This window comes from Streptomyces sp. NBC_00459, from assembly GCF_036013955.1.
Lineage (GTDB): Bacteria > Actinomycetota > Actinomycetes > Streptomycetales > Streptomycetaceae > Streptomyces.
In genome coordinates this window covers 241,698-258,446 of the sequence record NZ_CP107903.1, presented here as the reverse complement: position 1 = coordinate 258,446, position 16,749 = coordinate 241,698, and the positions used below count along the sequence as shown (strand labels likewise).

Sequence of the window (16,749 nt, the reverse complement as noted above, 5' to 3'; positions counted from 1 at the left end):
GGCTGACCGTCACCGAGAGGACTCTTGCGGGCGCGGTTGCCTCAGGTCGCCAGCACGGGAATCGGGTTCTCCCTGAACCAGCGGGTGAGGAACTCCAGCAGGGCTACGGTCTTCCGCGGCACGGTCTGTCCGGGGCCGTAGACCGCGAACAGCGGGCGCTCGGGGACGGGGACCGAGGGGAGCTGGGCCAGGAGTGCCCCGGAAACCAGGTCCTCGTAGGCCGACCGCTGGGGGAGCAGGGCGATGCCGCGCCCCTGGACGGCGGCCTTCTGCAGAGCGATGTACGAGTTGGAGGAGAAGGCCACGTTGCGGATCTTGTGCAGGCTGGAGGTGGACCCCTGCCCGAGACGCCAGACCGGCTCGTTGACATGCACGAGGCAGTCATGTGCGGCCAGGTCGCTGGGGTGGGCGAGGGAACTGTGGCGCTTCACGTACTCCTCGGACGCGCACAGGGTGAAGGGGAGAGACGCGATCTTCTTGAGGTGCACCCGGGAGTCCCGCAGGTCCCGGGTGTGCAGGGCGACGTCGAAGCCGCTGTCCAGGAAGTCGTAGGTGCGCTCCGAGAGGCCTCCCAGCTCGAACCGGACGGCGATCCTGGGATGCGCGGCGGCGAACGCGGCGATCGCGTCGCCGACGTCCAGACTCCCTATCCACTTGGGGCAGACGACACTCAGCTGGCCTTCCGCCCGGTCGTGCTGCTGTCCGATCCGGGCCTCCTCCGCCTCGATCTCGGCAAGGATCCGGGCGGCGAACTCGCAGTAGCGCAGGCCCTGTTCGGTCAGGCTGATGGAACGGGCGGTGCGGTTGACGAGCCGGACACCGATCTGCCGCTCCAGTTCCGCGACATGTCGTGAGACGAGCGAGCCGGACGAGTTCAGCGTTCGGGCGGCCCCGTTGAAACTGCCGAGCCGTGCGACGGTGACGAAGCTGCGCATCAGGAGCATGCGGTCCATGGGAATCCTCCAGCGGGCCACGGCTCGGGTCTCCCTCAGGCCGTGTCCGACATGAGATGTGCTGGTCGCTACTAGAACGATCTAGTTGGAGGCTAGCAGAGGCCCCGGCATTCCCGCGAGAGGTGGGAGCCCTGAGTTCCGAGTGGCTTCGGCGTCGCGCTGCGTTTCCCCGGGACCCGTCGCGCGACCTGTGGTGCGACGCGCCTCACCACAGGTCGCGCGACGGGTCTGGTGCCCTTCCCGGCAGGCGTCGCCCTCCTCGTCGGGCAGACGCTGCGGGTCACGGCCGAGTCAGTGCTTCTTCGTCGGGAACGGGCGCGCCATGACCGTTCCGCGCACCCGGGTCTGGGAGTGGCGCTCGACAGCCGGGTTCGGCGACCCGCCGTTCGGTTCGCCCCACACGATCTCCACCCGATCGCCGGCCGCCGCGGCCGGATCGATGGTGCCGAGCGAGATCCAGCCGCGCACGTTCGCGGAGTACGAGGTGAGCATCGCCGCTCCGACGAGTTCGCCGTCCTTCTCCACCCGGTCGAACTGGCAGGCCGTGTAGAACGCGGCGGGCATCTCGATGTACTTGAAGCGCCGGTCCTCCTTCTCGTACATGCTCGCGAAGATCTTCGCGACGTCGTCGCGGTCCCAGAGCACCCAGGCCTTGCGGCGGTGCGGCTGGTCCTTGATCGCCTCAAGTCCCTCGCGCCCGACGAAGTCGTGGTCGAACTTGATGACGTGACCGTAGCCGAGGTCCCACGGGGTGCTGTAGTAGTCCTCGATCCGGTCGGAGACCAGGCTGCCGCCGAGCGCTAGGTTGCCCTCGAACGAGCGCGCCGAATGCCACTCGCGGAACGCCTTCATGTCATCACCGGTGTAGGTCGCCGGCAGGGTGTTGGCGATCCAGCCGGACTCGGTGGCGACCGAGGCGTACGCGCGGGCGCCGACCTGGCGCACGCCGTACTCCGCACCGGCCTCCAGGATGATGCCGCTCACCGCCTCGATGTCCGCGTACGGTCCGGTGAACTCGTAGCCGGGGAAGCCGGACATCCGGTGGTTGAGCGCGGTGACCCGGTGTGGGCCGACGTTGAAGCGTCCCATCGTGAAGAACGGGATGTCCGGCATCGGGCCGCCGTTGACCTTCTCGAAGATCGCCTCGGCGTGCGGGCCCTGCAACTGGAGCCGGAAGAGCTCCCGGCCCTTCGGGTTGTTCACGGTGCGCTCGTCGCGGCGGACGGTGACGTCCCAGCCGCCGGTGACCGCGTTGAACTGGACCCAGTTGAGGGCCGGCGGGCGGCCGACGATCCGGACGTGGCGGTCGCCGACGCAGAACAGGATGCAGTCGCCGATCATGTAGCCGTCGGGCCGGACCGTGATGAGCTGCTTGGCGCTGCCGGGGCCGAAGCCCTGGAAACTGTTCGCCCCGAGGTGTTCGAGCAACTGGTAGGTGTCGGGGCCCTCTACGACGAGGTCCGTCATGTGGTGCGACAGGTCCATCAGCGCCGCGGTGCTGCGCCACGCCTCCTGCTCGTCGCGCCAGTTGCTGAACTCCGCCCTGATGGGGAACGGGTACGCCCCGGAGCGCCCCTGTCGGAGGAGGGCGAGCGGCCCTCCCGCCTTGTTGATCTCTTCTTCGAGACTGGGCATGGCATTCCTTCCGCACTGCGACTCGCACGGCCTCGTTGTCCGCGTGAGCGTCAGGCTATATCAGTCATCTGAAAAGTTTTAAGATGTCTGAAACAATATTCCGCACCGATAATGGCTTCACTCGGAACGGAGGGCGACCATGTCGTTGGCAACGGGCGAAGTGGGATTCGCGTGGGAGCACGGGCTGCCCCATGTGCTCTGGCGGGCCCAGCAGGCGGTGCACCGCCGCGTCGACACCGCACTCGACGGGCTCGGGGTCACGGTGACCCAGCTCGGACTCGCCGTCCACCTCGACGAACTCGGCCTGCTCTCCGCGTCGGACCTCGCGCGCCGCTTCCACATCACACCGCAGAGCGTGACCACGGCCCTCTCCCAGTTGGAGCGCATCGGGTGGGTCCGGCGGCTGCCGCACCCCGTGCACAAGCGCGTCATCCTCCACGAGCTCACCGAGACCGGTCTCGCCGGTGTCGTGGACGGCCGCGCACGCATGGCCCGGATCGACGGCGTCCTGACGGCGATGCTGGGCGACGGCAAGGACGAGGTCCTCGGACGGCTCCGGGAGCTGACCGTCGCGCTGGACGGCGAGGACCCGGCCGGCGCCGCGATGTGGCCCCTGGCCGGCACCACACCCTGACGGACGCGCCGCCGCCGGCACTGCCGAAGACCTGCGTTGCCGTGGCGCGCGCGGCGAAACCGGCCCCGGGCGACACGCGGGCGCACGGGACCCTCAGAACCGCTGCCCGGCTCGTCGTCGACGACGACGGTGCCGGTCGGTTCGCAGCGCGCGTCGGTCACGTGGTTCGGCGGCGCAGCACGGTCGCGATGGTGACCGCTGCTATGAGGACACCTCCGTAGAAGACGGAGGAGACCCAGGCTTCCAGGCCCAGCAGTTGGAGTCCGAGGATCCCGGTCGCCAGAAAGTAGATGCCGACGAACGTGCCTACCGGGTTGAAGCGCCCCGGCTGGAGTACCGCGGTGCCGAGGAAGACGGACGCGAACGTCGGGAGGAGCAGGGTGTCGGACGTGGTCGGGTTGTAACCGCCCAGGGCCGCGACGGCGATGACCGCACCGACGCCGCACATGGCGCCGGAGGCGATGAAGGAGCCGAGGCGGATCCGGTTCACGTGGATGCCCGAGAGCCGGCTGACCTCCCGGTTGGCTCCGACGAAGCGGATGTGGCGGCCCAGCGGGGTGAAGGCGAGGACGTAGGCGAATCCGGCCACCAGCACCACACCGTAGAAGAACGAGACCGGCAGGCCGGCCACGGGGTACAGCGCGAACCTGCCGAACCCGGTCGGCAGACCGCTGACCGTGTTGAGATGCGACATCCAGAGGCTGATGCCTCCCAACAGGGTGCCCATTCCCAGCGTCGCCACGATGGTGTTGACCCCGACCACGACGACGAGCAGCCCGTTGACCGCGCCGACGGCGATCGCGCCCAGGAGGGCGACGGCCGCCGCCGGCCACACTCCCCACCCGTGGTCGACGACAAGAACGGGCAGGACGGTGGCGGAGAACCCGAAGACCGCCGGAACGGACAGGTCCACGAACTCCCCGACACAGATGGTGCACAGCAGCGCCATGGTCAGGAACACCAGGGCCTGCTGGGAGCCGAAGATGGTCTGGAAGGTCCCCTCGGTCAGGAACAGCCCTGGCTCCGCGACCGTGTACACCGCGATCATGACTGCCCAGACACCGATCACCGCGTAGCGCGATGCCACGCGCCGGACCTGGGCGGAGGCCGATACCTGCTTCGCGCCGTGCGCCGCTTGCGGCGCGGGTGGGGGAGGGGCGAGATCTTTCCGGCGGGCGACGTCCATCAGTCGGCCTGTTCCTTTCCCTGAGGCCTTGCGTCGTCGTCGAAGACGGCGCGCACGACGGTGTCCTGTTCCAGATCGCCGGTGAGTTCCCTGGTGACCTGGCCGTCCCGGAAGACCAGCACCCTGTCGCACAGCACCGCGAGGTCGGTCGGGTCGATCGAGGCGATGACGACCGCGCAGCCGTCGCGCGCGGCGGCCCGGACCGCCTCGATGATGTCGTGGCGGGCGCCGACGTCGACTGCCTGCGTCGGTTCGTTCAGCACGAGCAGCTCGGGTGCGTCGGCCAGCCACTTGGCCAGCAGTACCTTCTGCTGGTTGCCGCCGCTCAGCGTGTGGACCGGTGCGTGGGGGTCGGGCGGTCGGATATCGAGTTTCGTGATCATCGCGGCGGTCACCTCGGCCTGCCACGCCGCGCCGATCCGCAGTGGGCCGCCGCGCCGGCCCACCCGGGGCAGAGTCAGGTTCTCGGCCACCGAGAGCTCACCGGCCAGCCCCGACTCCAGACGGCGTTCGGGCACGAACGCCACCCCCGCCCGCACGAACGGCCCGGAGCTGCCCCGCCCACGGTCCAGGGCCAGGTCGTGCCCGCGTAGGGACAGGGTGCCGGCGCGAGCTGTGCGTGCGCCCGCCAGTGCCTCGGCCACCTCCACGAACCCCGATCCGACCAGACCCGTCAGGCCGACGATCTCGCCGCGCCGGACTGCGAGGTCGAGGCCGTTCACCGCGCCGACCGAGAGGCCCCGCACGGAGGCCGCGGGCCGGCTCTGGGCGTGGCTCGCCCGCGGGCCTTGGGTGACGAGGTGGCGTCCGAGCATCATGCGCGTGAGCGAGGTCTCGTCCACCTCGCGGGTGGGCAGGCCCCCCTCGATCACCGTGCCGTCACGCAGGACGGTGACCCGGTCGGTCACCTCGACGATCTCCTCCAACTGGTGGGAGATCAGCAGCACCGAGGTGCCCTCCGCGACGAGGGACCGGACCATCTCGAAGAAACGGGTCCGCGCCGATCTGCCCAGGGCCCGTGTCGACTCGTCGAAGATGATCAGTCCGCTGCCGGGTGGATGGTCCTGCACCGCCCGGGCGATGGCGACCACGGCTCGATCCTGGGCCGAGAGCGAACCGGCCTTCCGGTCGGCGTCGAGCGGGTGGCCCAGCCCGGCGAGCACCTGCTGCGCCGCCCGTTGTTCCTCCCGGCGGTTGATCCGCCGGGAGAGACGGCCCGCGCGGTAGTGGCCCAGCCGCACGTTCTCCCAGACCGTCAAGTCGTCGACCAGGCCGAGATTCTGATGGACGACCGAGACTCCCGCGGCCCGTTGCCGCAGCGGGCGGATCGGCAGGTCCAGACGCAGCCCGTCCACGGTCACGGACGCTCCCGGATCGGGAGAGTGCACACCCGTGAGGATCTTGACGAGGGTGGACTTCCCGCATCCGTTCTGGCCCACGAGCCCGTGCAGCTCTCCGTGGGCGACCCGCAGCCGGACGTCGCTGAGCGCCCGTGTCGAGCCGAACGTCTTGGACAGCCCTGCCACTTCGAGGCGCTGGGGCCGTTCCGCGTCCGGTGGGTGGGCCCGGGAAACAGTGTTCATGGCGTGTACCCCTTCGTCACGAGACACCCCAGAGCCTGGCGAAGTCCTCGTGGAACGACGCGTCACCGAACCACTCACCGGAGGTCTGGGCGGCGGCCGTCACCTTGATGCCGGCGATGTTCTGCTCGGTGAACAGCCGCATCGGGAAGGTCTCCTCGACGGGCCCGGAGCTCGTCATCATGCGCAGGATCTGGTCGGTCATGGCATATCCGGCATAGGCCATGTCCACGGCCACGACGGCCTTGACCGCCGAGTCGCCCTTGAGCAGGCCCAGGCCGTTCACCGAACCCGCCGTCACGGACAGGGAGATGCCGGAAGCGCGCCCCGACTGCTGGATGCCCTGGATGGTGGGCTGGAGGCTGTCCTCGAACTGGGTGAAGTAGTAGGTGGCCTTCGGGTTGGCCAGGATGTTGGAGCTCGCGTTCGAGGCCAGCAGCGCCGGCGTCGAGGCGGTGATCACCTTGACCTCGACGGTGCAGCCGGGGCAGTACTTCTTGTAGATGGGAAGCGAGTCGGTCACGTACTTCGTCGCCGACGGGTTGTCGGCCGACTCCGTGATGATCAGATCGGCCTTGCCCCTGGAGTCGGCGATGACCCACCAGGCGATGGCGCTCGCCTGAGTGGTCGCCCCCGGTATGTAGGCCACCTGGTTGCTGTTGGTGAAACCGGCCGGGGGGTCCTGGTCCGCGACGACGATCGGGATGCCCTTGGCCTTGGCCGTGTCGAGGGCGTTCTGGGCCATGCCGTAGGGGACGGCTTCCAGGATGATTCCGGCGGCGTCCGCCGCGATGGCCTGCTGGACGCAGGCGGCGATCGCGCTGGGCTGGGCCTTGCCGTCACACACCTGCTGGGAGAGCCCGGCCCTGGCGAGCGCCTCGCGCATCGACCGTGCCGCGTCCGCGAAGGCGGGGATCTGCTGGAGGAACGGGATGTAGTAGACCTTGCGACCCTTGAACCCGGCGACGCCCCGCACGTCGGTGGTGGGGACGGGGTAGTCACTGACCCCGGCCTGGAGAGCCGCCACCTTCTTCTCGGCCGTGCTGAGGCCCGAGGCGGAGACGGTGCTGCCCGACGAGGCGGTGCCGCCGCCGGAGCCGCATCCTGCCAGCACCGCCGACGCGAGGAGCAGGGCCGTGGCCAGGGCCGGCCACCCTCTTCTGGTAAGCGCCATTGCTTGTACCTCCATGGTCGAGAGTTCGCGCTGTCCCGGGCGGGCACATGCCACCGCCGGGTGCCGCTCAGGGCGATTGCCGTGGTGGGGACGAGTCCGAGGGGAAGGGGAGTCCGGGCCGCGTCGGGCCCGCGTGTGCGCTGTCCGGTGGCCATGGGGCACGGTGTCCATCGCTCACTCCCGCCGCGCCGCACAGGCCCGGTCGGCGGGCCGATGAGCGATCGATTGCGGGAAGTCTCGGGACATGGGCCGGCACGCGGAAGGGCGTGGGAGACAACCAAAGATTGCGCTTCCCGCACTGCCCCGGCCCGCCGGCCACCCGTATGCGAGGTCGCCGCAGTCCTGACGCGGACGCCCGGCCCGTGCCCGTTCGGGGCGCAACATCAGCTTTCGACCGGTGGGGGTGTGACGGCCCCTACGATCGCTCCCACCATTCCTGCATCTGCCCGCGCAGCGTACTAGAACGATTTAGCGAAACTCTTGCGTCGTCCGACAAAATCGATTTAGCATCTCGTCCCCGCAGGAGCGGGACCAAGGAGGTTGCCGCCGATGTCAACCACGGAAAGCCCGGCCGCCCGGCAGCCGGGGGCATCCCCACGGCCGGAGGGACTGCCCCGGCCGGGCCGGTGTCTGGTGATGGGCATCCTCAACGTGACACCCGACTCCTTCTCCGACGGCGGCCTGTACGCGCGGACCCGGCAGGCGATCGCCCGAGGGCTGGAGCTTGCCGCCCAGGGTGCGGACATCGTCGACGTGGGCGGCGAGTCGACCCGGCCGGGAGCGCGGCCCGTGGCCGTGGCCGAGGAGCTGGCCCGGACCGTCCCGGTGGTGAGTGAACTCGCCCGCGCCGGGGTGCGCGTGAGCATCGACACGATGCACGCCCCCGTGGCCCGGGCCGCCGTCGAAGCGGGAGCGTGTCTGGTAAACGACGTCAGTGGCGGTCTGGCCGACCCGGACATGGCACCGGCGATCGCCGCGGCCGGCGTCCTGTACGTCGCCACGCACTGGCGTGCGCCCAGCCGGGAGATGGACCGCCACGCCGAGTACCGTGACGTCGTCGCCGAGGTCGCTGCCGAACTCGACTCACGCGTAAGGCAGTTGACGGCACAGGGGATCGACCCGGCCCGTATCGTCCTCGACCCAGGACTCGGCTTCTCCAAACGGACCGAGCACGACTGGACGCTCCTGGCCGGCCTGGGGACGCTGCGGCAGTCGGGGTTCCCCCTGCTCGTCGGCGCGTCGAGAAAACGCTTCATCGGCGCGGCCCTCGCGAGCGGAGGGGCCGGCGACGTGCCGCCCGGAGGGCGGGACCCGGCGACGGCCGCCGTCTCCGCGCTCGCCGCTGCGGCGGGCGCGTTCTGTGTTCGCGTGCACGACGTCCGCGCGAGCCTCGACGCGGTGCGCATGGCCGCCGCGTACGTGGCGCCCTCGACCGCGACGGGCCCGACCTTGAGTGCCCCTGGATGCCTGGGGAGACGCCTGGGCACCGGCGCGTGTCCGTGAGCGCCGGCGAGCGCCCGCAGGGTGCAAGTGGCGCACGCAATGCATTCGTAACGCCGTAGTCACCTGAATGAGGTTGCTGCGCTAACGTGCTGGATCGATATAGCACTAGATCGATCTAGTTCACGCCGGAACACATTCCGGCGAACGACGAGAAGGACCCGCAGATGACAATTCCCTCCCTCCAGGACGGCATCGACAAGGCCGGATCGGCGATCAATCTGCTGTGGAAGCCGGGCGCCGAGCCGTGGACCCCCGAGGTGGTCGCGCGCGAGTTCTCCGGCTGGCGCCGGGAGCAGGCCGCGTGGCACGAGGGCGTGGCCCTGCTCAACCTCTCGCATCACATGTACGACATGTGGATCGAGGGCCCCGACGCCACGCAGGTGCTGGCCGACCACGGCGCGAACAACTTCGAGAAGTTCGCGATCGGCCAGGCCAAGCAGTACGTGCCGGTCACCCGGGGCGGCCACATCGTCACCGACGGGATCCTCGCCCGTGAGGGCGAGAACAAGTACCTGCTCAGCGGCATCCCGGCCGCACAGCACTGGGTGCAGTACCACGCGGAGAAGGGCGGCTACGACGTCGGCTTCGTCACCGACCCGTCCTCCGCCTTCCGCCAGGGCGGCGGCGACCCGAAGCTCTTCCGCTACCAGATCCAGGGCCCGCTGGCCGTGGAACTGGTCGAGCGCGCGTTCGGCGGACCGCTGCCGGAGACGAAGTTCTTCCACTCCACCGCGGTCACCCTCGACGGACGCCCCCTGCGTGCCCTGCGCCATGGTATGGCCGGCCAGGCCGGATTCGAGTTCATCGGCCACTGGGAGCACGCCGGTTACGTCCACGAGAAGTTCCTGAAGACCGGCGAGCCGCTCGGCCTGGTCCAGGTGGGCGCACTGGCCTACACCACGCCGAGCGTGGAGAGCGGCTGGATCCCCTCACCGGTGCCCGGCATCTACACCGACCCCGAACTGCTGGAGTACCGCCGACAGCTGCCCCTGTTCGGCATCGAGGGCAAACGTCCGCTGAACGGCAGCTACTTCAGCGAGGACATCGAGGACTACTACGTCTCCCCGTACGAGCTGGGCTACGGGAAGATGATCTCCTTCAACCACGACTTCGTCGGTCGCGACGCCTTGGAGAAGGCCAAGGACGAGGTGCGCCGCACCAAGGTCACCCTCGTTCTCGACGCCGATGACGTACGCCGTGACCTCGGCGGTGGCGAGGATCCCGGCTTCGTGCTCACCTACGCCCGCCACCGGGTGGAGACCGCTGCGGGCCTGGTCGGGACGACGATGCAGACCGCGTCGATCGACCCGATGGGCACGGTCCTCGCGCAGACCCTGATCGACTCCGAGCACGCCGTACCGGGCACAGAGGTGACGGTGGCCTGGGGCGAGCACCCCGGTGCAGGCACCGACCCCGGGGCCGACCTCGGATTCCCCCGTATCCGTGCCACCGTGCAGCCCTCCCCGTTCAACCAGCACGCGCGCACCCTCTACCGCCGCGACCGCTGACGACAGCCGGCCGCACGCGCATCGCGCCGGCCCCGCGCCACGGAGCTCCCTCCGCCGTCCAGCCCCCGCGCCCTGGTGACGGCGCGCGGGGGCGGCGCAGGGCTTGATCCTCCGCCTCGGCGGTGCCCCGGGTGCCCAGCATTCGCCCCCCGGACGAGAAAGCGAGACGAAAGACGATGACTCCCGCCACCACGACACGAACAGCGGTCAGCACATCATTGCTTGAGGACTTCTCCCTGGAGATGACGGCGAAGGACATTCCCAAACTGGAGGAAGCCAGCGAATCCATTCCCCAGGGCACCCGGGTCAATGTCACCTTCCTCGGCAACGAGGACCTCCAGATGCGCCTGGACGCGGCCCGGGCGGTCAAGCGGCTCGGGTTCGTGCCCGTGCCGCACATATCCGCCCGCCGCCTCGGATCGCGCGACGACTTCGAGCGCTTCCTGGCCGGCCTGCACGCCGACGGGACGTCCGACAACGTGTTCGTCGTCGGCGGAGATCCGGCACACCCCGAGGGCCCCTACGCCGACTCCCTGTCGCTGATCGAGACCAGGCTGCTGGAGGAGTACGGAGTGCGCCACGTCGGCATCAGCGGATACCCCGAAGGGCACCCCGCGATCGACGGCGCCACCCTCTGGTCCGCGCTGTGCGACAAGCACGTGGCACTCGCCGAGCAGCCCCTGGAGGGCGGCATCATCACGCAGTTCGGGTTCGACGTCGACCCGGTGCTCGCCTGGGTGGAACAGGTCCGCAGCCGTGGTATCGGGCTCCCGGTCAGGATCGGGGTGCCCGGTCCCGCCGGAGTGCGCCGGCTCATGGGGTACGCGGCACGATTCGGCGTCGGCACCAGCGCGTCGGTCGTCAGGAAATACGGCTTCTCCCTGACCAACCTCATGGGCACCGCGGGCCCTGACCGATTCCTGCACGACCTCGCCGAGGCCCACGATCCGGGCCGCCACGGCGAACTGAAGATCCACTTCTATACGTTCGGCGGGCTCAAGGCCACCTCGGACTGGGCCGCCCGCTTCCGGAAGGAAAGCCTGGCATGACCCTCACGCAAGACGCCCCGGCCCGCACCGCAACGGGCAAGCCGCCCGTCCAGCAGGCCTCGCTCATCGTGCAGGGCGCCGACGCAACGGGCATCGTCGCCGCCGTGACAACGGTCCTCGGCGGCCACGGCGCCAACATCGTCTCCCTCGACCAGTACTCCGACAACCCGCAGGGCGGCGCCTTCTTCCAGCGCACCGTCTTCGGCCTGGACAACCTCCGGGTCGCGCTGCCCGCACTGCGGGCGGACCTCGACCAGCACCTCGTGAACACGTTCGGGCTGAGCTACACACTGCGCGACCTGTCGGTGCCCAAACGGGTCGCGATCTTCGCCTCGAAGTCCGACCACTGCCTGCTCGACCTGCTCTGGCGCCACCGGCAGGGCCAACTCCCCGTCACCGTCGCCATGGTGGTCTCCAACCACCCCGATGTGGCCGACGAAGTACGCGGTTTCGGCATCCCCTTCTTCCACGTCCCCTGCCAGGGCGCGGACAAGGCCGCCGCCGAGGCCGAGCACCTGCGGCTGCTACGGGGCAACGTCGACTTCGTCGTCCTCGCCCGCTACATGCAGATCCTCTCCGGCGACTTCATCGACAACGTCGGCGTCCCGATCATCAACATCCACCATTCCTTCCTGCCCGCCTTCATCGGCGCCGGCCCCTACGCCAAGGCCAAGCAGCGGGGAGTGAAACTCGTGGGCGCCACCGCCCACTACGTCACCCAGGACCTCGACGAGGGGCCGATCATCGAGCAGGACGTCGTCCGCGTCACCCACGCCCACACCGCCACCGACCTCACCCGTCGCGGCGCCGACGTGGAACGCGCGGTGCTCTCCCGCGCCGTGCTGTGGCACGCCGAGGACCGCGTCATCCGCGACGGCAACCACACCATCGTCTTCGCCTGACGGAGGGACGCGGGAGATCCCACGGACAGGGAAACCGCCCGGTGCAGGGAATGGACAGTCCTGTCGTGCGCCACACCCCATGCGGCGGGCCGGCCGCCGCGACGGCCGGCCCGGCCGCGGCGCCGTACACGCGCGGCCACGGCAACCGCGCCCGGCACACCCCTTTCACCCGGGCGAATCGTTCCTCATCGCAAGAAAGCGGTTCGCCACCATGACCACCACGATCAACGGCACCACCATCGCCCAGCGGATCCGTTCACAGGTCGCCGAGGAGGTCGCCACCGCCGCGGGTTCGGGGAGGGTTCCCGGCCTGGCGACCATTCTGGTCGGCGACGATCCGGCCAGCGCCGTGTACGTCGCCGCCAAACGGCGCGCCATCAAGGAAGCCGGCATGCGCGACTTCCACCGATTCCTGCCCCAGCACGCCACCCAGGACGACGTGGCCGGGGTGATCGACGAACTGGCCGCCGACCCGCGGGTCTCCGGCATCCTGCTCCAGCTACCGCTGCCCCGGCAGCTCGACGCGGCCACGCTGATCGACCGCATACCCGTCACCAAGGACGTCGACGGCCTCACCACCGCCAGCGCGGGTCTGCTGGCCCGGGGCGAGCGCGGCCTGCGCCCGTGCACACCCAGCGGCGTCATCGAACTCCTCGACGCCGAGGACATTCCCATCCAGGGCGCCCGCGTCGCCGTGGTCGGCTGGGGCGAACTCGTCGGCAAGCCCCTGACCCACCTGCTGCTGCGGCGAGGAGCGACCGTGACGGTCGCCCACGAGTTCACCACCGACCTCGCCGCCGTCACCAGGCCCGCCGACATCGTCGTGGTCGCCACCGGCGTCCGCGGCCTCATCGGCCCCGAACACGTCACGCCCGGCGCGGTCGTCATCGACGTGGGCATCCACCGCACGCCCGCCGGCCTGAGCGGCGACGTCCGGTCCGCCGAGCTCGACGGCATCGCCGGTCGCATCACTCCGGTCCCCGGCGGCGTGGGTCCCATGACCATAGCCATGCTCATGGTCAACACCCTGCGCGCGGCTCAATGGGGCGCCGAACGCGAGGCCGTTGTGGCCTGAGTGCTCCGTACGGGGGAGCCCTGACAGCTCGATGCACGGCACGACACATCACAGGAGGTGCGGAATGGGGCTGCTTGCTCCGATGGCCCTTCTCGGCGGGCATCTCGCAACGGGTCTCGTGGACGTCACCAGCGACCCCTCGGCACTGGACTCCGAGGGCTTCTGGGCCGTCGTGGCCGATTTCGAGGGTCACCTGACGTGCGCCCGGTTCAGCGACGTGCGACAGGCCGAGGGCCATGTCCTGCCTGCGTCGCCGTGGCGCGGGCCGGGTACCGGGACGTGGTCCACCTCGCTCGACCGTGCCGCGTACACGAACGGGGTGACGCGTATCCGCGAGCACATCGCCGCGGGTGAGGTCTACCAGGCGAACCTCTGCCGGGTCCTGTCCGCGCCGGTCGCGGCGGACGCCGATGTCGCGGCGCTGGCCGGACTGCTGGCCCGGCACAACCCGGCACCGTACGCAGGTGTCGTCCGTATCCCCCGGCACGGCATCGAGGTGGCCACCGCCTCCCCGGAACTCTTCGTGCGACGCGCCGGCAGGAGCATCGCGTCGGGCCCCATCAAGGGAACCGGCCGGACCGAGGCGGACCTGCTGGAGAAGGACTACGCGGAGAACGTGATGATCGTCGACCTGGTCCGCAACGACCTCGGCCGCGTCTGTGTCCCCGGCTCCGTGGCCGTCCCCGATCTGTGCGCCGTGGAAAAGCATCCAGGGCTCGTCCACCTGGTGTCCACGGTGCGCGGGCGACTGCGCGACGGCGCGGGCTGGCCCGAGCTGCTGGCGGCGACGTTCCCGCCCGGATCGGTCACCGGGGCTCCCAAGGAGAGCGCCCTGCGGATCATCGCGGCACTGGAGACGTCGGCGCGTGGCCCCTACTGCGGCGGGATCGGCTGGGTCGACGCGGACCGAGGCTGCGGGGAACTGGCCGTCGGTATCCGCACCTTCTGGATCGACAGGTCGGCGGGGCTCCTCAGATTCGGCACGGGGGCAGGAATCACCTGGGGTTCGGAGCCCGAGCGGGAGTGGCAGGAAACCGAACTGAAGGCGCGGCGGCTGCTTTCCATAGCGTCGAGCGCGGACGGAATATCTGAGCATGGCTCCGCAGCTCGCTCTCCGGGCGGCGGGGCCTTCGGGCGATCCGCCTGAACGGACCCCCGCTGAGCCAGGTTTCGGGGTGGCGGCAGAAGAGGGAGTCCTGAGACATGGAGCGTACGGGCGCACATCGGTCTGGCTCAGGTGGTGAAGGACTGTAACGATCTAGCCGCGTACGCTGAGGTCCGACGCTTAATCGTTCTAGAAGCCGGTCGCCACTATTTTGGCGACACCACATGCGAGCGGGTGTGCCCGGTCCGACGGAGAGGAGTGTGCCGCCATGGGCCGTTCTGGCCGAGTGACGTTGACCGACGTGGCGAAGGCGTCCGGCGTGTCGAGGGCCACGGTGAGTTTCGTGCTGAACGACGACCCACGGCAGACGATCTCGGCGGCCACCCGTGAGCGGGTCATGGAGGCCGCTCAGGACCTGGGATACGTCGTACACGGCATCGCCCGCGCGCTGCGCGAGGGCTCGTCGCGCATCGTCGTGCTCAATGTCGACTGGGGCATGGAGGGCAACTTCTCCCGGAGTTACGTCCGGGGCCTGGACGAGGAACTGGCCGAGCACGGCCACATCCTCCTGGTCCGCCATGGGCACGCGATCCCGGAGGCTACGCAGCAGGTGCTGGACACCATCGCGCCGAGGGCGGTGCTGCGGCTCGGCGAGGCCTACCTGCAGGGACAGGAACCGACCGAGGAGGACTGGGAGAACGGGTTCGCCGCCAACGCCGCGCTGCAGATCGGATACCTCGCCGAACGCGGGCACACCCGGATCGCGATGGGCATGACCGACCGCGAGTACCCGCTGACCGAGGCCCGGCTCGGATTCGCCCAGGAGGCCGTTCGGCGGCTGGGGCTTCCGCTCTTGGAGCGCTTTGTCGTGCCGCGTCCCCGTCGGGCCGGCGCCGCCGCCGTCGAGACGTTCCTCGCCGCCCACACGGACGTGACCGCCTTGGCCGCCTTCGACGACGACATCGCGCTACGCGCCCTGACGGCCCTGAGCGACCTCGGGCTGCGGGTGCCCGAGGACGTGGCGGTGATCGGCTTCGACGAGACCGAGTACGGCTCCCTGTCGACCCCCGCACTCACCACGGTCCACATCGACGCCGAAATCCTCGGACGGATCGCGGCCCGCAACGCCCTCGGCATCGACCCGGGCGAGCTGACGCCCCCGCCGGGCAGGATTGTGGTCCGCGAGTCGGCGTGATCGCCACGGGCCCGGTTGCGGAAAGCAGGAGCCGGAACTTCGGACGCGAAGGCGACGGCGAAGCCCGGCCCAGGGCGCGCGGCGTGCGCGGTGTGTCGCGTTCACACGGTGCCTTCGAATCGGCGCCCACGGGTGCTTCGCGAGGATGGTGCGGGTGCTCTCCTCCTTCAGCCCGTGGGTGAGGGTGATCCTGTCGGTGTGGCCGCGCCGCCGTCGGGCCGGACAGGCGAGCGGGCGACATCGCCGGGGCCGCGATCGGCAGCCGGTGGGCCGGTCGGCACGCTCCCTGAGAGCGGGGCTCCTCAAGAGGGTTCGGGAGAGTTCGGGGAGAGCGCGGCTGTGCCAACGGCCCGTGCACCGACCGGACTTCCCGTCACGGGCGCCGCTGATCCGGCGAGGTCACCAGGCAGTGCACTCGTCGCCGTGGTCGCGCAGGCCGCGTCCGTGCCCGATCACCGGTACGCGCCATGGTCCGGATCGGCGACCTCGGATCTCCGCTCGGCCACTCGGGCACTTGGGCACCCCGGAGAGTCGAGCCCGGCAGGGCGGCTTCAGACGACTGGAGTCGGATCGAGAGGGGCCGGCGAGGTCTGCAAGGTAAGGGCGAGCTGCTCAAGATAGCCGCGCATGAGTCCGACGAGATCGAGCGTGCCACCGCTCAGCACCCACTGGAGCTGCAGTCCGTCGCTCATGGCGATGTAGCGCCGGGCGACGGCCTCATAGTCGATGTCGGCCCTGAGGAAGCCCTGTTCGGCGGCGCTGTGGAACTCTCCCGTGATCGCCCGCACCACTTGGCTGTAGTGGGTGGCGTACAGGTCGTGTGCGGGGCTGCCGGGGCCGGCGGCCTCCGCCGACATCAGGACGAACAGCTCGATGAGTCCCGGTTGGGTGACCATTCGTTCCGTGATGCTGAGCATCACACGGAAGGGGCGGGTGCCGTCATCGGGCCGAGGCGCTTCCCTGGCCCAGGCGGCGAGCAGGTCGAAGCGGCGGCCGGCGACCGCGACGAGCAGGTGCTTCTTCGTGGGGAAGTGATGCCTCAGCCCGGGCTCGCTGAGGCCGACGTCCGCCGCGATCCGGCCCATCGACGTGCGGTGATAGCCGGTCTCGGCGAAACGCTCGGTGGCGGTGTCCAGGATGGCGTCCTGCCGGGCACGGCCCACCGCGTAGCTTCCGGTTCTTCTCTGCCTCGGCATGGCGGCATCGTACCCAGCCATAAAAACCATTGCTGTGATGGTTTTTACGGCCTA

General features: G+C 69.8%; 14 protein-coding genes. 8 read left to right on the top strand and 6 right to left on the bottom strand.

Translation table 11 applies throughout. From position 1 onward, the window contains the following. Positions 1-41: 41 nt before the first annotated feature. Together OHN74_RS00855 and OHN74_RS00850 are read right to left on the bottom strand one after the other, a co-directional pair. Positions 42-953: a LysR family transcriptional regulator gene (locus tag OHN74_RS00855; protein WP_327692544.1), complete on the bottom strand. Its 912-nt coding sequence runs from the start codon at positions 951-953 to the stop codon at positions 42-44. 291 nt (positions 954-1,244) lie between these two features. Next, positions 1,245-2,588: an aminomethyl transferase family protein gene (locus OHN74_RS00850; RefSeq protein WP_327692543.1), complete on the bottom strand. Its 1,344-nt coding sequence runs from the start codon at positions 2,586-2,588 to the stop codon at positions 1,245-1,247. 139 nt (positions 2,589-2,727) lie between these two features. On the opposite strand from OHN74_RS00850, the gene OHN74_RS00845 reads away from it, so the two are divergent. Then, complete coding sequence (locus OHN74_RS00845; protein WP_327692542.1) at positions 2,728-3,222, top strand: MarR family winged helix-turn-helix transcriptional regulator; 495 nt, start codon at positions 2,728-2,730, stop codon at positions 3,220-3,222. Positions 3,223-3,379: 157 nt separating this feature from the next. Here OHN74_RS00845 and OHN74_RS00840 read toward each other — a convergent pair whose 3' ends face one another. The 3 genes from OHN74_RS00840 to OHN74_RS00830 form a co-directional block, all read right to left on the bottom strand. After that, the gene (locus OHN74_RS00840; RefSeq protein WP_327692541.1) at positions 3,380-4,309 is read right to left on the bottom strand and encodes an ABC transporter permease; all 930 of its coding nucleotides are present in this window, start codon (positions 4,307-4,309) and stop codon (positions 3,380-3,382) included. Between the two features lie 98 nt (positions 4,310-4,407). Continuing rightward, positions 4,408-5,991 (bottom strand): sugar ABC transporter ATP-binding protein, encoded by a 1,584-nt coding sequence (locus OHN74_RS00835; protein WP_327692540.1) that lies wholly within the window; start codon positions 5,989-5,991, stop codon positions 4,408-4,410. Positions 5,992-6,007: 16 nt separating this feature from the next. Then, the gene (locus OHN74_RS00830) at positions 6,008-7,162 is read right to left on the bottom strand and encodes a substrate-binding domain-containing protein (RefSeq protein ID WP_327692539.1); all 1,155 of its coding nucleotides are present in this window, start codon (positions 7,160-7,162) and stop codon (positions 6,008-6,010) included. Between the two features lie 549 nt (positions 7,163-7,711). On the opposite strand from OHN74_RS00830, the gene folP reads away from it, so the two are divergent. The 7 genes from folP to OHN74_RS00795 all read left to right on the top strand — a co-directional run bounded on the left by folP (position 7,712) and on the right by OHN74_RS00795 (position 15,499). Continuing rightward, positions 7,712-8,665 (top strand): dihydropteroate synthase, encoded by a 954-nt coding sequence (gene folP, locus OHN74_RS00825; protein ID WP_327692538.1) that lies wholly within the window; start codon positions 7,712-7,714, stop codon positions 8,663-8,665. A gap of 164 nt (positions 8,666-8,829) precedes the next feature. Continuing rightward, positions 8,830-10,173 (top strand): aminomethyl transferase family protein, encoded by a 1,344-nt coding sequence (locus OHN74_RS00820; RefSeq protein ID WP_327692537.1) that lies wholly within the window; start codon positions 8,830-8,832, stop codon positions 10,171-10,173. Between the two features lie 176 nt (positions 10,174-10,349). Next, positions 10,350-11,222, top strand: coding sequence for a methylenetetrahydrofolate reductase (locus tag OHN74_RS00815; RefSeq protein ID WP_327692536.1), 873 nt, complete (start codon positions 10,350-10,352; stop codon positions 11,220-11,222). Then, complete coding sequence (purU, locus tag OHN74_RS00810) at positions 11,219-12,124, top strand: formyltetrahydrofolate deformylase (protein WP_327692535.1); 906 nt, start codon at positions 11,219-11,221, stop codon at positions 12,122-12,124. The genes OHN74_RS00815 and purU overlap by 4 nt, the downstream gene beginning before the upstream one ends. Positions 12,125-12,335: 211 nt before the next feature. Next, positions 12,336-13,199: a bifunctional 5,10-methylenetetrahydrofolate dehydrogenase/5,10-methenyltetrahydrofolate cyclohydrolase gene (locus OHN74_RS00805; protein ID WP_327692534.1), complete on the top strand. Its 864-nt coding sequence runs from the start codon at positions 12,336-12,338 to the stop codon at positions 13,197-13,199. Between the two features lie 64 nt (positions 13,200-13,263). Then, positions 13,264-14,346: a chorismate-binding protein gene (locus tag OHN74_RS00800; RefSeq protein ID WP_327692533.1), complete on the top strand. Its 1,083-nt coding sequence runs from the start codon at positions 13,264-13,266 to the stop codon at positions 14,344-14,346. 226 nt (positions 14,347-14,572) lie between these two features. Beyond that, positions 14,573-15,499 carry a LacI family DNA-binding transcriptional regulator gene (locus OHN74_RS00795; protein ID WP_327692532.1) on the top strand — a complete coding sequence of 309 codons (927 nt, stop codon included), beginning with the start codon at positions 14,573-14,575 and terminating at the stop codon, positions 15,497-15,499. Between the two features lie 551 nt (positions 15,500-16,050). Here the strand turns inward: OHN74_RS00795 and OHN74_RS00790 are convergent. Beyond that, positions 16,051-16,695 carry a TetR/AcrR family transcriptional regulator gene (locus tag OHN74_RS00790; RefSeq protein WP_327692531.1) on the bottom strand — a complete coding sequence of 215 codons (645 nt, stop codon included), beginning with the start codon at positions 16,693-16,695 and terminating at the stop codon, positions 16,051-16,053. Between the last annotated feature and the right edge of the window lie 54 nt (positions 16,696-16,749).

Bases quoted from the DNA above. Each gene is read 5' to 3' on its own strand.
- OHN74_RS00855 (WP_327692544.1), bottom strand. From the start codon at position 953: ATGGACCGCATGCTCCTGATGCGCAGCTTCGTCACCGTCGCACGGCTC.
- OHN74_RS00850 (WP_327692543.1), bottom strand. From the start codon at position 2,588: ATGCCCAGTCTCGAAGAAGAGATCAACAAGGCGGGAGGGCCGCTCGCC.
- OHN74_RS00845 (WP_327692542.1), top strand. From the start codon at position 2,728: ATGTCGTTGGCAACGGGCGAAGTGGGATTCGCGTGGGAGCACGGGCTG.
- OHN74_RS00835 (WP_327692540.1), bottom strand. From the start codon at position 5,991: ATGAACACTGTTTCCCGGGCCCACCCACCGGACGCGGAACGGCCCCAG.
- OHN74_RS00830 (WP_327692539.1), bottom strand. From the start codon at position 7,162: ATGGCGCTTACCAGAAGAGGGTGGCCGGCCCTGGCCACGGCCCTGCTC.
- folP (WP_327692538.1), top strand. From the start codon at position 7,712: ATGTCAACCACGGAAAGCCCGGCCGCCCGGCAGCCGGGGGCATCCCCA.
- OHN74_RS00820 (WP_327692537.1), top strand. From the start codon at position 8,830: ATGACAATTCCCTCCCTCCAGGACGGCATCGACAAGGCCGGATCGGCG.
- OHN74_RS00815 (WP_327692536.1), top strand. From the start codon at position 10,350: ATGACTCCCGCCACCACGACACGAACAGCGGTCAGCACATCATTGCTT.
- purU (WP_327692535.1), top strand. From the start codon at position 11,219: ATGACCCTCACGCAAGACGCCCCGGCCCGCACCGCAACGGGCAAGCCG.
- OHN74_RS00805 (WP_327692534.1), top strand. From the start codon at position 12,336: ATGACCACCACGATCAACGGCACCACCATCGCCCAGCGGATCCGTTCA.
- OHN74_RS00800 (WP_327692533.1), top strand. From the start codon at position 13,264: ATGGGGCTGCTTGCTCCGATGGCCCTTCTCGGCGGGCATCTCGCAACG.
- OHN74_RS00795 (WP_327692532.1), top strand. From the start codon at position 14,573: ATGGGCCGTTCTGGCCGAGTGACGTTGACCGACGTGGCGAAGGCGTCC.
- OHN74_RS00790 (WP_327692531.1), bottom strand. From the start codon at position 16,695: ATGCCGAGGCAGAGAAGAACCGGAAGCTACGCGGTGGGCCGTGCCCGG.